Source organism: Saccharothrix sp. NBAS 001, assembly GCF_056640475.1.
In genome coordinates, this window is the sequence record NZ_CM153251.1 from 1,240,073 (window position 1) to 1,254,587 (window position 14,515).

Below are 14,515 nucleotides of genomic sequence, written 5' to 3' on the forward strand. Positions count from 1 at the left end.
GGACGAATCTAGTCCATCCGGGTGCCCGATTCGGGCGGAAAACCGGATTTCGAGGGCGCGAATTCGGTCAACTGTTCGAACGCCGCCGCCACCGCGCCGGGCAGCGCGGCGGGGTCGAGCCCGGCGGTGTGCCGGCCGGTGCGGTAGCAGGCCAGCGCGACCTGCGGGGCGAGCGTCGCGGCCGGTTCGGGCACGCCCCGCTCGCGCAGCTCGACGCTCATCGCCCCGACCAGCCGCTGGAACTTGCGCATCGCGCGGTCGTGCAGTTCGGGGTTGTCCTCCAACAGGGTCTCGTGCAGGACGTAGTGCTCGGGGTCGGTGGTCATCTCGCGGCACAGGGCCAGGGTGAACTCGCGCAACCGGGCGACCACGGCCGGCACGTCGGTGGTCGGCGGCAGGGCGCGGTAGCGGCCGATCCAGTCGTCGATGAGCACCTGCTCGTCGGAGAACACGACCTCCTGCTTGTCGCCGAAGTAGCGGAAGAACGTGGTCCGGCCGACCTCCGCGCGCTCGGCGATGTCGGCCACCGTGACCTCGGCGAACCCGCGTTCGGCGAACAGCGCGAAGGCCGCGTCCACGATCTGCTCGCGAGCCCGCTGCTGCTTGCGTTGCCGCAGTGACATGGCGGTGAGCATAGCGCGGCGGTACGACGTCCGTTATGGTACCGAGTACCAGTTAGGACTACGTACCAGGAGCGTCCCATGGGAACGACCTTGATGACCGGCGCGACCCGAGGGCTCGGCCGGCACGCCGCCGCGCACCTGCTGCGCACCCGCCCGGACGACCACCTGGTGCTGCTGGTGCGCGGCGCCGGGGACCTCGCGCGGCAGCTCACCCGGGAGACCGGCAACCCCAACGTCTCCACCGTGCGGTGCGACCTGGCGTCGCTGGCCGACATCCGCCGGGCGGCCGGCGAGGTGCGCGAACGGCTCGCCGGGCGACCCGCGCTGACCGGGTTCATCGGCAACGCCGGGTTGCAGATGACCTCCACCGAGGCCGTCACCGCCGACGGGTTCGAGATGACCTTCGGCGTCAACGTGCTGGCCAACCACCTGCTGCTGAACCTGCTGCTGGACCTGTTCGACAACCCGGCGCGGATCGTCGTCGTCGGCAGCGGCGTGCACTTCAGCGACGGCAAGCAGGGCCTGGGCGTGGTCCCGCCGCCGCGCTGGGACGCCGTCACCGCGCTCGCCGCACCCCGGCCCGGCGGCGTCCGCGCGGGCCGCGAGGCGTACGCCACCAGCAAGCTCGGCGTGGTCTACCTGGTGCACGCGCTGCGGCGCAGGCTGCCGCGCGGGGTCGACGTCTACAGTTACGCCCCCGGCTTCGTACCGGGCACCGGGCTGATCCGGGACGCGGGCCCGGTCAGCCGGTTCCTCGTCGCCACGGTGGGGCAGGTGCTGCGCGCCACGCCCATCGGCGCCGGGCCCGCCAAGGCCGGCCGCACTCTGGCCGGGACCCTGACCGGACCCCGGCCCGGCGACAGCGGCGAGTACCTCGACCGGGGCGTGGTCGTCCCGTCCTCGCCGGACTCCTACGACCGGGCCCGCGAGGAGGAGCTGTGGGAGGTGGCGGACGAACTCTGCGGGCTCGCCGCCACGCGCCGCACGGCGTGACCCGCCACGGGGTGGCGCGGTCCGCCGCCGTGCCACCCGGTGGTCGCGCTACCCGGTGATCGCGTCCGGCGGACCGGCGGGGGCGAACAGCGGGCCGGACGCGGTCTCCGCGCCCGCCTCCTGCCACCAGCGGGCCTGCGCCGGGGTGGCCACGCCGGACACCGACACCGCGACCCCGGCCTCCCGCACCACGGCCAGCAGGTTCGCCAGGACCTGCGCCACGACCGGCGCGGGCTGGTCGGTCAGCGGGCGGCACATGCGCACCGCGTGCGCCGGGAAGTCCGCCACCCGCAACAGGTCCGCCGGCGCGGCGGTGAACCCGTCGACCTCGACGCCCACCCCGCTCTCGGCCAGGATCCGCAGGTTGTCGGCGGCCTCCTCGTCGCCCAGCACCACGTCGGCCGGCGCGCCCAGCCACAGCGACCGAGGGCGCAGCCCGGCCTCGGCCAGCGATTCCCGCACCGTGCCGACCAGTTCCGGGTCGACGGCCTGGCTGCGGGTCAGCGACAGCCGCACCGGCACGTCCCGGTCCAGCTCCCGCCGCCACGCGCCGGACTGCTCGCAGGCCACGCCGAGCATCCACGAACCCAGCGGCCCCACCAACCCGGTGTCCTCGGCCAGCGCCAGGCACTGCTCGTGCGGCACCGCGCCCAGCCTCGGGTGGTCCCAGCGCAGCAGCACCTCGGCGGCCACTATCCGCCGGTCCGACAGCCGCACCACCGGCTGGTACTCCACCCGCAGCTCGCCGTTCTCCCACGCGCCGTGCATCGTCGCGGCCATGCTGAACATCCGCCGGTCCAGCCCGTCGCGGGTCGGGTCGGCCAGCTCCCACTGCCGCCGGCCGTTGCCCTTGGCCCGGCGCAGCGTCAGGTCCGCCGAGTCGAGCAGGTCGTGCGGCGACGCGTCGCGCGGCGGCCGGTGCACCACGCCGATCGTGGCGGTGCAGGCGATCCGGTGGCCGTCGGAGTCGAACGGCCGGGACAGCTTGTCGTTGATCAGCCGGACCATGGTCACCACGTCCGGCGTCCGCGCGGTGTTCTCCACCAGGATCGCGAACTCGTCGTAGCCGAACCGCGCCACCATGGCGTTCTCCTCGGCCACCACCTCCTCCAGCCGCGAGCCGACCACCTTGAGCAGGTGGTCGCCCACCTCGCGGCCCAGGCCGCCGGTGATCAGCGAGAAGCCGTCCAGGTCGAGGTGGAACACGGTGAGGCCGGTCGTCGGGTCGGCGGTGCGCAGCGCCTGCTCCAGGCGGCTGGTGAAGAACTGCCGGTTGGGCAGCCGGGTCAGCACGTCGTGCAGCGACTGGTGGTTGAGCTGGCCCTGCAACAGGTTCACGTCGGTCGCGTCCTCGGCGAGCACGATCACCTGGTTGCCGCCCTCGTGACGGCGCAGCGGCGACAGGGTGAGCGTCACCCAGGCGATCTCGCCGTCGGCGCGCAGCAGCTTGCGCGGCTGGCTGATCGAGGTGGTGCCGCCGTCGGTCAGCTGCGCGAAGTCCTTGCGCAGGCCGTCCTGCTCGTCCGGGTGCACCAGGTCGAACAGCGACCGCCCGGCCAGCCCGGCCTGGGTGTCGTCCACGATCCGGGCGAGCGCCCCGTTGGCGCGCAACAGGTTCGCCTTCAGGTCCGTGGTCGCTATCCCGGTCGACGTGCAGCCCTCCACCAGGTCGTAGCGGGCGTTGCTGACCTCCAGGTCGAGCTGGGCCTGGCGCATCGCCTTGTACAGCGAGCGGCCGAGCTGCTCCTGCTGCTCCAGCGTGGACACCCGCACCCGCTCGACGAACCCGGCGGCCAGCGCGGCGATCACGTCCACCACGCGGTCGCGCAGCCGGTCGGGTTGGCCCAGCCCGGTCATGCCGAGCAGGCCCTTGCTGACCACCTCGACGGAGACCTGGAGCCCTTCGGGCGCGGTGCAGTTGAGGTCGACCAGCGCCGCGCCGACCTCCCGGCCGATCTTCTGCGTCAGCGGCTCGCTGCCGACCCCCGCGCACAGCCGCTCGACCAGCCCGAGCAGGTGGCGTTCCAGCTCCACCGTGCTCAGCGGGATGAACGTGCGCGAGCTGAGCAGGTAGGTCCACTTCTTCGCGAGCTTCGCGCGGGCGCGCAGTCCTTCCGCGTCCTGGGGAAGCGCAGCGGTCATGTCAGCGGCTCCCGCTCGCCGACTTGAGGCCGAGGCCGGCGTAGATCAGGGTGTTCTCCTCTGCGTTGTCGGAGATGTCGCCGCGGCCCTGCGGCCGCCACAGGCCGCAGCCGACCAGGCCGGGCTCCTGGAGTTCGAAGCCGTCGAAGAAGTCCGCGACCTCTTCGTGCGAGCGGTTGTTGAGGCTGTCCCGGCTCTGCGCGGCGGTGCGCGCGACACCGCGCCAGGCGGCGGTCTGCCGGTCGTCGGTGACGTGCGAGATGGCCAGGTAGCTGCCCGGCGCGAGGTGGTCGCGGTAGTGCGCGACCAGCCGCCACGGCTCGTCCTCGTCCGGCACGAAGTGCAGCACCATCAGCATCAGCACGGCCACCGGCCGGTCGAAGTCCAGCAGGCGCAGGACTTCCGGGCGCGACAGCAGGTCGCGCGGGTCGCGCAGGTCGCCCTGGATCACGGTGGCGTTCTCGTGGCCGAACAGCAGCAGCTCGCTGTGCGCGACCGCGACGGGGTCCTTGTCGACGTAGACGACCTTGGCGTCCGCCGCGACCTCGTGGACGTTGCCGACGGTGGGGATGCCGGAGCCGATGTCCAGGAACTGGTCGATTCCAGATTCAACCAGATGGGTGACGACTCTTCGGAGGAACGCCCGGTTCATCCGCACCAGGCGCGGCGTGCTGGGCAGCTGCCGGGCCGCTTCGGTGGCCATCGCGCGGTCGACGGCGAGATTGTGCGCACCACCGAGCATGTAGTCATATGCCCTGGCCACGCTGGGAACGGTGGTGTCGACGCCGGCCGGCACCCAGTCGAAGTCGGTCATGGCGCACTCCAGTCCCTAAGTAACCCGAACATCCAACCGCTTCGTGCGTTCCGACACCAGCCGATCGAACAACTTAACTCGAATGCGCGATCCCCATGGCGTCTGAACGGAGCATAGAGTGCACGCGGTCAATCCCCGGCTGGAGGCTATGGCGATGACCGCCAGAATCGGAAAACATGAGGCTCGCACAGTTCTCGGACGGTGGTCGCGAGCCCGTGCCACCGCCGTCGAGCTGCGGGAACGTCTCGCACCGACCGCGAATGTGCGGTCTCGAACCGGAGTGGTACGGGCGTGCACGGAAGTGTCACGGGCACTCCGGGAAGGTGCGCCGACCTGCCCTGAATTGGTCCGCCGGGTGTTTTCCGGATCTGTTCGCGGATCGTCCGCCGGTGGTCGCGGTTTGGGCCGGGAGAGTGGCCGGACTTCCGGCCGCCGACCCGGATCTGGTAAGGCGCGCGCCGGTCGAAGTGCGACTTCGGCGGATGGCGCGCCGCATTCGGTCCGGAGTGGACGAGTTCGCGTGATCCGCGCGGCGCGACCCCGCTGCGCCACGCCGGTCGGGTGGTCGGCCGAGGTGCGGTGCCGCCCGGTGTCCGGGCCGATCACCGGGCCTCTCGGACTCCGAACGGCCGCCGGACCGCGTCCGACCGGACCGCCGCCGTCCGGTGGTGCCCGGACGCCGGGAGCGGCCACCGCGTGCCCCGTGGGGGTGACCGGCCCCGGCGCTGCGACCTCGGCCGGTGACCGTCGGGTCCCGCTGGAAAGACCGATGCCGAAAACGATGCCGAAAACCGATGGAGGTCGTCCCTACCTTGCGCCACTCACTCGCCGCCGGCGCGGCGGCGCTGCTCGTCGCTTCGTCTCTGCTCACCGCGTCGCCGGCCAACGCCGAGTCGTCCTGTCGTGACGTGTACGCCCCGGTCACGGTGCTCGGGCACGAGGAGACCGTGCACGGAGAGCTGTGCTCACCCCCCGGCGGCGCGACCGCCGTCCAACTCCTGATTCCCGGATCGACCTACAACAGCTCGTACTGGCACTACGACGACGGCGTGCACTCGTTCCGCGACGCGCAGAACGCGGCCGGGTTCGCGACCTTCGCCGTGGACCGCCTGGGCACGGGCGCCAGCTCGAAACCGCCGGGGCTCGTGGTGACCAGCTTCGTCCAGGCCGAGGCCGTGCACCAGGTGGTGCGGGGCCTGCGGTCCGGGGCGTACGGGCCGTCCTACACCAAGGTGATCATCGGCGGGCACTCGCTGGGCTCGTCGATCAGCATCCTGGAGGCCGGCACCTACCACGACGTGGACGGCGTGCTGGTGACCGGGCTGACCCACCGGGCCAACCCGGCGGGCGTGGTCACCGTGCTGGGCAGCATGGTCCCGGCCAACCTGGACCCCAAGTTCGGGCTGACCTACCCGCTGGGCTACCTGACCACGTCGCCCGGTTCGCGCTACAACGACTTCCACGCGCCGGGCAACCTGCCCGCCGCGCTCAAGGCGTTGGACGAGCGGACCAAGGACGTCTTCGCGCCGACCGAGGCGGTCGACGGGCTGGGCGTCGCGGTGCTGCTGCCCTACAGCCGGCTGATCGACGTGCCGGTGCTGGTGGTGACCGGCCAGTACGACGGCACGGTGTGCGGTCTGCTGGCCAGCAACTGCTCCAGCGCCGCCACGCTGTACGCCGACGAGTCGCCCTACTACGACAAGCTCAGCACCTACGTGCTGGAGGGCTACGGGCACTCGATCAACCTGGCCCCGAACGCGGGCCTGTACTACTCGGCGGTCGCCTCCTGGGCAGCGGAGGTCGTCCGCTGACGGCTGTGCGGGGTCCGCACGCGCACGCGGACCCCGCACACCATTCGCGCGACCTCAGGACGTGAGGTCCGCCAAGGCTTTCGCGGCTTCGGCGGCGGTGGGCGCACCGCGCCGGACGAGTTCGGCCAGGGCTTCGCGGTGTGCGGTGGCGAGGGCTTCGGCGGCCGGCGTCGGCAGGTCCGGGGTGACGCCGACGAGTTCCCAGTTCGTGCCGGAGACCGGGTTGATGGCCCGCGCGGTCGGGATGGTCGCCTCCAGGTGCGGGTGCACGGTGAAGCCCCGGCGCGGGTGCGCCCCGCCGCCGGTCCGCTCGCCCACCACGGTCGCCCGGCCGAGCTGCTGGAGGTCGTAGGTCAGCTCCTCCCCGCCGGAGAAGGTCGTGCCGCTGGTCAGGACGTAGACCGGCTTGTCGCCGCCGAACACCCGGCCCGGCACGTAGGGCAGGCTCCAGAACTGCTGGTAGCTCTCGTCCTCGCGGCTGTACATGGTGTTGAGGTGGGTCGGCTCGGCCAGCAGGTAGCTGCACACCAGCGCGACCGTGCGGGGGTCGCCGCCGCGGTTGCCGCGCAGGTCGACGATCAGCGCCTCGGCCCGCGACACCAGGGTGAACGCGGCCGTCAGCACCTCGCCCGCCGACTCCACCGGGAACAGCAGCGGGGCCAGTTCCAGCACGGCCACGCCGCCCGGCAGGCGTTCGAGCCTGGGCACGCCGCCCATCGACCCGGCGAACAGCCGGGCGTCGCTCTGCTCGACCGCCGCGTCGTCCTCCTCGGGGATCTCCTCCTCGTGGTGCTTGAGGCGCAGGTGGCGGTCGCCGTTGACCGATTGCAGGTCGGCGGTCACCAGGCCGGCCAGCTCCAGCGGGTCGGTCGCGGCGGCGTAGGCGGGGGTGCGCCGCGCGAGCACGCGGTCCACCTCGGCGGCCACGTCGGGGAAGACGTAGTGCTCGCGGAGCAGGTCACGGGTGCGGCTGATGATCTTGGAAGTGTCCACGGCGGGTAGTAGAGCAGTGGGTTTGCGAAAGCGTCAAGAGAATTAGACACTTGGCGGCGTGGACGAGACCCTGGAGATCGGCACGCCCGCGCAGTACAAGGCGCTGGCGCACCCGCTGCGCCAACGCCTGCTGTTCGCGCTGGGCCGCGAACCCGCCACGACCAGCGGGCTGGCGGTGGCGCTGAAGGTCGCCAAGGGCAGCATCGGCCACCACCTGAAGGTGCTGCGGGAAGCCGGTCTGGTGCGGATCGTGGAGACCCGGCGGGTGCGCGGCGGGACCGAGCAGTACTACCAGCGCACGGCCCGGCGGATGGCGTTCGCGACCCCCGGGGCCGAGCACACCGACGCGATGTTCGGTGCGGTCGCGGAGGAGGTGGGCCACGACCCGTCGGCGCTGGTCGCGTTGCGGCACCTGCGGCTCACCGCCGAGGCCGCCGAGGAACTGGGCCGGACGTTGCGGGCGCTCGTGGACGACGCCGAGGACGCGGGCGGCGACGAGTCCGTGCACGGCGTCCTGGTGACCGTGTACCGGCAGTCCTGACCAGGTGTCATCCGGACGCACCTGTACCGGGCCGGTGCGGTGGCGGACAATGGAGGTGGCGCGCTTCCCCCGTCGCCGTGAGGCGGAGGGGGCCGACCATGGGTGTTCTACAGGCGCGACTGGCGGCGGCGGTCGCCGCGATCGACCGGGGCTGGCCGGTGATCCCATTGCGGCCCTTCGGGAAGGTGCCCGCGCTCAAGGACTGGGACCGCCGGGCGACGCTCGACCCGGAGCAGGTGCTGGCCTGGTGGGAGCACCGGCCCTACAACATCGGGATCTCCTGCCGGGCCGCCGGACTCCTCGTCGTGGACCTCGACCAGGGCGTGCCGCACGGGCGTGACGTGCTGGCCGACCTGGCACGCGCGCACGGTGCCGACGACCCGCGCGAGACCTACACCGTCGCCACGCCCAGCGGGGGAGAGCACCGGTACTTCCGCGCACCCGAGGTCGCGTTGCGCAACACGGCGGGCAAGCTCGGCCGGCACGTGGACACCCGGTCGGCGGGCGGTTACGTGGCCGCGCAGGGCTCGATCCGGCGCACGATGAGCGGACTGCGGCTGTACAAGGTGGTCCGGGACCTGCCGGTCGCGCCCGCGCCGGGCTGGCTGGTGGCGCGGCTGAGCCCGCCGGTGCCCGAACCGCGCGCCGAACCCGTCGACCCGCCCGCGCCGCGCCGGGTGCGGGCCTACCGCGCGGCCGTGGTGGACGGCGAGACCGAACGGGTCCGCTCGGCCCGTCCGGGCACCCGGGCGCACGCGCTGTTCACCGCCGCGTGCCGGCTCGGCGAGCTGGTCGGCGCGGGGTTCCTGGACGAGAACGGGGCGCGCGACGTGCTGCTGGACGCGGCGTCCGGGCACCTGGGCGTGGCGGGGTGGACCGAGCGGGAGGCGTTGCACCACATCGGCAACGGCATCGCGACCGGCCGCCGCCGGCCACGCGTGATCCCCGAACGCCGCGCGCCCGACGACGTGGTGTTCGTGCCGCGCCAACGGTGACGCCCGCCGCCGGTCAGCTGCGGCTGAACAGCGTCGCCTCCACCCGGTCGGCGTCCTCGGCCCGGCGGTGCCGCCGGTAGAGCTCCAAGGCCCGCTCCCACATCCGGCGGGCCTCGTCGAGCGAGCCCAGGGCGGCGTGGGCGTGGCCCGCGCGGTCGAGGATCTCGGCTTCGGCCAGGGTCCGGCCCAGGCGTCGGCACAGCGCCAGCGCCTCCTGGTAGTACCGCACGGATTCCGCGTGCCAGCCCGCCTCGTACGCGGTGTGGCCGAGGCTGTCCAGCGCCGCCGACTCGCCCTCCTCGTCGTGGTGCTCCCGGTACAGCGCCAGGGCCTGCTCGCAGTGCTCGCGCGCCGGCTCGTAGTACCCCATGCGGGTTTCCAGCCAGCCCACGATGTTGAGGCCCTCGGCGACGTCCAGCGGCTCGCCGTGGTCCCGGTACAGGCCGAGCGCGGTGTTCGCGTGCCGCAACGCCCGGGTGTGGTTGTCCTGCTGCGTCCACGCCTGCGCCAGCGAGTAGTGCGTGTGGGCGCGCGGGATCTCCGCGCCCGGCCGGTCGGCCAGGCCGAGCGCCTGGTGCAGGTGCCGGACGGCGTCCTCGTGCTCCTCCAGCCAGAAGTGCGCGTAGCCGAGCCGGCGGTGAGCCAGCACCTGGATGTCGTTGTCCGCCAACCGCTCCGCCGCGGTGAGCGCGATCGCCCAGCTGGCCAGCATGTCCCGGTGCAGGCCCTGCCGCTGGTGGAAGGTCTCCAGCGTCCACGCCAGCTGCCACGCCCGCTCGTGCAGCTCCGCCTCGGCCGCCAGCCGCTGCACCGCGAGCAGGCAGCGGTACTCCTGCTCGAACCACTCCCACGCGGCGGACTCGTCGGTGTGCGACACCGCAACGCAGCCCGTCGCCATCGGGCCCAGGTCGATCAGGAAGCGCGCCGGGTACAGCCGCCGCTCGGCGGCGAACGCGCCGTGCGCGTAGTGGTCCACCAGCCGGCGCACCGCCTCCTCGTCCGGGCCCGCGCGGTCGGCCGCGTACAGCCGCACCAGGTCGTGCATCCGGTACCGGCGCTGCCGCACGACCAGGTTCACCGACTCCAGCGTGCTCAGCAGCAGCCGGGTCCGGTGCACCGGCAGGCCGGCCAGCGACGCCGCGGCGTCCGGTCCGAGGTCCGGGCCGGGCGCGAGGCCGAGCAGCCGGAACAGCCGGGCCGCGTCGGGGTCCAGCGCCTGGTAGGACGCGTCGAACAGGGCACGCAGGCTCAGCGCCGGGTCCCCGGTGTCGAACGCGTCGAGCCGGTTGACCTCGTCGCGCAGTTCGTCGGCCAGCGCCCGCAGCGGCAGCTCCGGGCTGGTCGCCGCGCGCGCCGCCACGATGCCCAGCGCCAACGGTAGCCCGGCGCACGGCCGCAGCAGCTCCTCCACGGCGGCCGGCTCCGCGTCGATCCGGGCCGCGCCGACCTGCCGCACCAGCAGCTCCCGCGCCTCGTCGGGGGCCAGCAGGTCCAGCGGCACGGGCAGCGTGCCGCTGGTGGCGACCAGCCCGGTCAGCGCGTTGCGGCTGGTGATCACGACGGTGCACCGGGACCCGCCGGGGATCAGCGGCGTCACCTGCCGCACGTCGCGCGCGTTGTCCAGCACGATCAGCATCCGCCGGTCGGCCACCAGGCTCCGGTACAGGCCGACGGCGGCGTCCGGGTCGGCCGGGATCGCGTCGCGCTCGACGCCCAGCGCGTCGAGGAACCCGCGCACGGCCGCCGCCGGCTCCAGCGGCGCGCGGTCGGCGCTGTACCCGCGCAGGTCCACGAACAGCTGGCCGTCCGGGAACCGCTCCAGGTTGCGGTGCGCCCAGTGCAGCGCCAGCCACGTCTTGCCGATGCCGCCCGCGCCCGCGATGGCCGAGACCACCGCGTCCGGCCCGTCCAGCCGGTCCAGCTCGGCCCGGCGGCCGACGAACGAGCCGGGCGCGGCGGGCAGTTGGCGCGGCACCACGACCTGGTCGGCGCGCGGCGCCGGGTCCAGCGCCGGGTCGGCGTTGAGGATCCGGTGGTGCAGCAGCCGCAGCGCCTGGCCCGGATCGGTGCCCAGCCGGTCCACCAGCAGGGCGTGCACCTGCCGGTAGTGCTCCAGCGCGTCGGCGGTGCGGCCCGCGCGGTAGAGCGCGAGCAGGTACTGCGCGGCGACCCGTTCGTCCTGCGGGTGCTCGGCGGCGCGCACGGACAGCTCCGCGACGAGCTGCTCGCCCTGGCCCAGCCGCAGCCGCGCGTCGACCCGGTCGGACTCGGCGTCCAGCCGCTCCCGGCCCAGCCGGTCGCGCTCCTCGGTCGCCCAGTCGCTGTCCAGGCCGGTCAGCGCCGCGCCCCGCCACCACGCCAGCGCCTCGGTCAGCAGCCGCTCGGCGGCCCGGTCGTCGGCGGACCGGGCGAGGCCCCGCAGCTCCCGGAAGCGGTGCAGGTCCACCGCATCCGGCGCGGCGGCCAGCAGGTAGCCGCCCGAGCGCAGCACGATCGGCGTGCCGTCGCCCAGCGCCTGGCGCAGCCGGGACACGTAGCTCGACAGCGTGGCCCGCGCCCGCGCGGGCGGGTCCGCGCCCCACACCCGGGCGATCAGCTCGCCCACCGTCAGCACCCGGTTCACGTCCACGGCCAGCGCCGCCAGCACGCACCGCTGGCGCGCCGGTCCGAGGTCGACCGTCTTCCCCCCGGCCCGCGCGGAGACTTCTCCGAGCAGGCTGAACTCCATCGACATGGCTTTCCCCCTGGTTCCCCCGGACACAGGGATAGCGAGAGCGGCGGGTTCCGGGCAGCGGCTTGCGCGGATTTCACACGATCGGCGGTAGGCGGACGGGGGCCGGCCCGCTCCGGAACTCCCGATGTCGCTGTTTTTCAAGAAGCCGGCGCGGATCGGCAACGAATCGCGGTGCCGGTCTGCCGCAGACTGGCCTCCAGGCGAGCTCATGGGGGGCAGACTGATGCGCAACGTCGCGCGGGTCTTGGCGATCGTGCTGGCGGCCGGGCTGTCGGCCGCGACACCGGCCGCGGTGGCGTCGACCGACCCGGGGCTGGCCCGGTCGCTGTCGGCGGCGGTGAGCACCCGGGACGCGATGGACTCGGTGCGCGCGTTCGACCGCATCGCCCGGGAGAACGGCGGCAACCGCGAAGCGGGCCGGCCCGGCTACGAGAAGTCCCGCGAGTACACCGAGCGCCTGCTCCGGCGCGCCGGGTACCACGTCTACACCGAGCCCGTGCCGTACCTCGCCTGGCGCACCGACGTGGAGAAGCTGTCCGCGCCCGGCGACGTGAAGGTGCTCATGGCGCAGTTCGCGCCCTCCGGCACGGTCGCCGGGCGGATCGCGCGGGCGGCGGGCGTCGGGTGCCAGGTCGCGGACTACCCGCCCGGCACGGCGATCGCCGTGGTGCCCTCCGGGACGTGCCCGACCGGTGACAAGGCGGTCGCCGCGCGGGACGCCGGCGTCCGGGCCGTGCTGGTCTACGACCCCTCGCCGGTGCCGGACACGGTGCTGCGCCGCCGCGCCACCGGCACGCCGCTGCCGGTCGGGTTCATCAGCCAGCGCGCCGCCGAATCCCTCCCGGCCGGCGAGGCCCGGCTGGAGCTGCGCGGCCACTCGGTGGAGTCCACCACGGTCAACCTGTTCGCCGAGACCACCGGCGGTGCCGCGGACCACGTCGTCATGGCCGGCGCGCACCTCGACAGCGGCGCGGACGGCCCCGGCGTCAACGACAACGCGACCAGCGTCGCGGCCCTGCTGGAGACCGCCGTCCGGCTCGCTCCGCACCAGAAGAAGGTGCGCAACAAGGTCCGGTTCGTGTTCTGGGGCGCGGAGGAGCTGGTCAACCTCGGCTCGATCCACTACATCGCCACCCGCACCCCGCAGCAGCTCGCGGCGATCAGCCTCTACCTGAACTGGGAGCTGATCGCGTCGCCGAACTTCGTGCGGTTCGTGGTCGACGGCGACGACAGCGACCACCCCGGCACCGGGGCGCCCGCCGGCCCGCCCGGCTCCGGCACGGTCGAGGCCGTGCTGTCCGACGGCTACCGGGCGCAGCACCTGCCGTTCCGCACCGCGGACCTCAACGACATCCGCTCAGACCAGGAACCGTTCGCCAAGGCCGGGATCCCGGTCGGCGGCGCGTTCGGCGGGGTGCGCGGCATCAAGACCGCCGAGGAGGCCGCCGTGTTCGGCGGCACCGCCGGCCAACCGTACGACCCGTGCTACCACCAGCCCTGCGACGACCTGTCGAACGTGCACGTGGGTGCGCTCGGCGAGGCGATGCGGGCGATGGCGTGGGCGGTGGGGAGGTTCGCCGTCGACGACGACCTGCGGACGTGAAGGAGGTGCCGAGATGGACTACCCCCACTAGTAACTAGCCGCTAGAGGGTGGGGCGTGCGGCTCGGCACGCCCCACCACGGCTGTCCAGGAGTGTCGAGATGACCAGCATTTTCGCCCCGCTCTCGCCCGCCATGCTGGCCGACCCGCACGCGGTCTACGCCCGGCTGCGCGCCGAGGACCCGGTGCACTGGCACGACCAGCTCGCCGCCTGGGTCGTCACGCGGCACGACGACTGCACCCGGATCCTCAAGGACACCGGCACCTTCGGCTCCGACCCGCGCGAACTCGGCCGGTCGATCCCGGATTCGGTGCTGAGCCTGCAAACCCTCGACCCGCCCGAGCACACCGCCGTGCGCCGGCGCTTCCTGCACCCGTTGCGGGCGTTCGAAGGCGGCGTGTGGGAGGAGGGGATCGGCCGCGCGGCGCGGGACCTCGTGGCCGGTTTGGACGGTGTGGTCGACTTCGCGCACGACGTCGCCGAACCGCTCGCCCTGCACGCCGTGTGCACCCTGTACGGCATCCCGTTCCCCGCCGAGCACGAACGGTTCCGCGCCACCTCGCGGACGATGATCCTGGGCATGGACGCCGGGCTCGACCCGTCGCGCCGCGAACCGGCGCTGGCCGCCCGCGACGCGCTCAACGCGATGATCGCCGAGTGGCGCGCGGCGGCCGCGCCCGGCGGGATCCTGGCGTCGGTCGAACCGGGGGAGGACCGGGTGCTGCGCAACTCGCTGCGCGCGGTGTTCGACGCGGGCTATTCCACCACCAGCAACCTGCTGAGCAACGCCGTGCACTGGCTGACCGCGCGCAAGTCCTGGCGGGGCGCGGAACTGGCCGCGTTGGACGGCCGGGCGGCCGACGAGCTGATCCGGCTGGCCGGCCCCGTGCAGGCGGTCAGCAGGCACTGCAAGCAGGACGTGGACCTGCGTGGCCGGCGCGTGAAGCGCGGCGACATCCTCGTGGTGGTGCTCGCCGGCGCCAATCGGGACCCCGAGGTGTTCCCCGACCCGGATGTGGCGGACTTCACCCGCAGCCCGAACCCGCACCTGGGCCTGGGGCGCGGCGCGCACTCGTGCTTCGGCGGGCACCTGGGCCGACAACTGCTGATCACGCTGCTCGCGGAGCTGTCCAAGCTGGACCGGGTCGAGGCCGCCGGAGAGCCCGTGCGGCGGCCCACCGCGACCCAGCGCGGCCTCGACCGGCTGCCGGTCCTCGTGGCACCGGGGAACAAGCGCTCCGCGGCGTAGGTTGACCCGGGGGGAACA

11 protein-coding genes are annotated in these 14,515 nt (G+C 73.5%); 6 read left to right on the plus strand and 5 right to left on the minus strand.

What is annotated here, in order from left to right; all coding sequences use genetic code 11:
- Positions 1 to 8 precede the first annotated feature (8 nt).
- Positions 9 to 623: a TetR/AcrR family transcriptional regulator gene (locus AC0HI0_RS05460; protein WP_480931139.1), complete on the minus strand. Its 615-nt coding sequence runs from the start codon at positions 621 to 623 to the stop codon at positions 9 to 11.
- 78 nt (positions 624 to 701) lie between these two features.
- Between AC0HI0_RS05460 and AC0HI0_RS05465 the strand changes: the two genes are divergently transcribed.
- Entirely contained in the window at positions 702 to 1,616 is a 915-nt protein-coding gene (locus tag AC0HI0_RS05465; protein ID WP_480931140.1) for an SDR family NAD(P)-dependent oxidoreductase, read from the plus strand.
- 48 nt (positions 1,617 to 1,664) lie between these two features.
- Here the strand turns inward: AC0HI0_RS05465 and AC0HI0_RS05470 are convergent, their stop codons facing one another.
- Entirely contained in the window at positions 1,665 to 3,758 is a 2,094-nt protein-coding gene (locus AC0HI0_RS05470; protein WP_480931141.1) for a putative bifunctional diguanylate cyclase/phosphodiesterase, read from the minus strand.
- 1 nt (position 3,759) lies between these two features.
- Positions 3,760 to 4,572 (minus strand): SAM-dependent methyltransferase, encoded by an 813-nt coding sequence (locus AC0HI0_RS05475; RefSeq protein WP_480931142.1) that lies wholly within the window; start codon positions 4,570 to 4,572, stop codon positions 3,760 to 3,762.
- An 812-nt stretch (positions 4,573 to 5,384) separates the two neighbouring features.
- Here AC0HI0_RS05475 and AC0HI0_RS05480 point away from each other — a divergent pair.
- Positions 5,385 to 6,383 carry an alpha/beta hydrolase gene (locus tag AC0HI0_RS05480; protein WP_480931143.1) on the plus strand — a complete coding sequence of 333 codons (999 nt, stop codon included), beginning with the start codon at positions 5,385 to 5,387 and terminating at the stop codon, positions 6,381 to 6,383.
- Between the two features lie 54 nt (positions 6,384 to 6,437).
- On the opposite strand, the gene AC0HI0_RS05485 is transcribed toward AC0HI0_RS05480, so the two are convergent.
- Positions 6,438 to 7,376 carry a S41 family peptidase gene (locus AC0HI0_RS05485; RefSeq protein ID WP_480931144.1) on the minus strand — a complete coding sequence of 313 codons (939 nt, stop codon included), beginning with the start codon at positions 7,374 to 7,376 and terminating at the stop codon, positions 6,438 to 6,440.
- A gap of 58 nt (positions 7,377 to 7,434) precedes the next feature.
- Here AC0HI0_RS05485 and AC0HI0_RS05490 point away from each other — a divergent pair, with 58 nt between their 5' ends.
- Both AC0HI0_RS05490 and AC0HI0_RS05495 read left to right on the plus strand, forming a co-directional pair.
- On the plus strand, positions 7,435 to 7,917 hold the full coding sequence (locus tag AC0HI0_RS05490) for an ArsR/SmtB family transcription factor (RefSeq protein WP_480931145.1): 483 nt from the start codon (positions 7,435 to 7,437) through the stop codon (positions 7,915 to 7,917).
- A 98-nt stretch (positions 7,918 to 8,015) separates the two neighbouring features.
- Positions 8,016 to 8,912, plus strand: coding sequence for a bifunctional DNA primase/polymerase (locus tag AC0HI0_RS05495; RefSeq protein WP_480931146.1), 897 nt, complete (start codon positions 8,016 to 8,018; stop codon positions 8,910 to 8,912).
- A 13-nt stretch (positions 8,913 to 8,925) separates the two neighbouring features.
- Here the strand turns inward: AC0HI0_RS05495 and AC0HI0_RS05500 are convergent, their stop codons facing one another.
- Complete coding sequence (locus AC0HI0_RS05500) at positions 8,926 to 11,646, minus strand: AfsR/SARP family transcriptional regulator (RefSeq protein WP_480931147.1); 2,721 nt, start codon at positions 11,644 to 11,646, stop codon at positions 8,926 to 8,928.
- A gap of 208 nt (positions 11,647 to 11,854) precedes the next feature.
- Here AC0HI0_RS05500 and AC0HI0_RS05505 point away from each other — a divergent pair, with 208 nt between their 5' ends.
- Positions 11,855 to 13,249, plus strand: a complete 1,395-nt coding sequence (locus tag AC0HI0_RS05505; RefSeq protein WP_480931148.1) for a M20/M25/M40 family metallo-hydrolase — start codon at positions 11,855 to 11,857, stop codon at positions 13,247 to 13,249.
- A 99-nt stretch (positions 13,250 to 13,348) separates the two neighbouring features.
- Positions 13,349 to 14,497, plus strand: coding sequence for a cytochrome P450 (locus AC0HI0_RS05510; protein WP_480931149.1), 1,149 nt, complete (start codon positions 13,349 to 13,351; stop codon positions 14,495 to 14,497).
- Positions 14,498 to 14,515 lie beyond the last annotated feature (18 nt).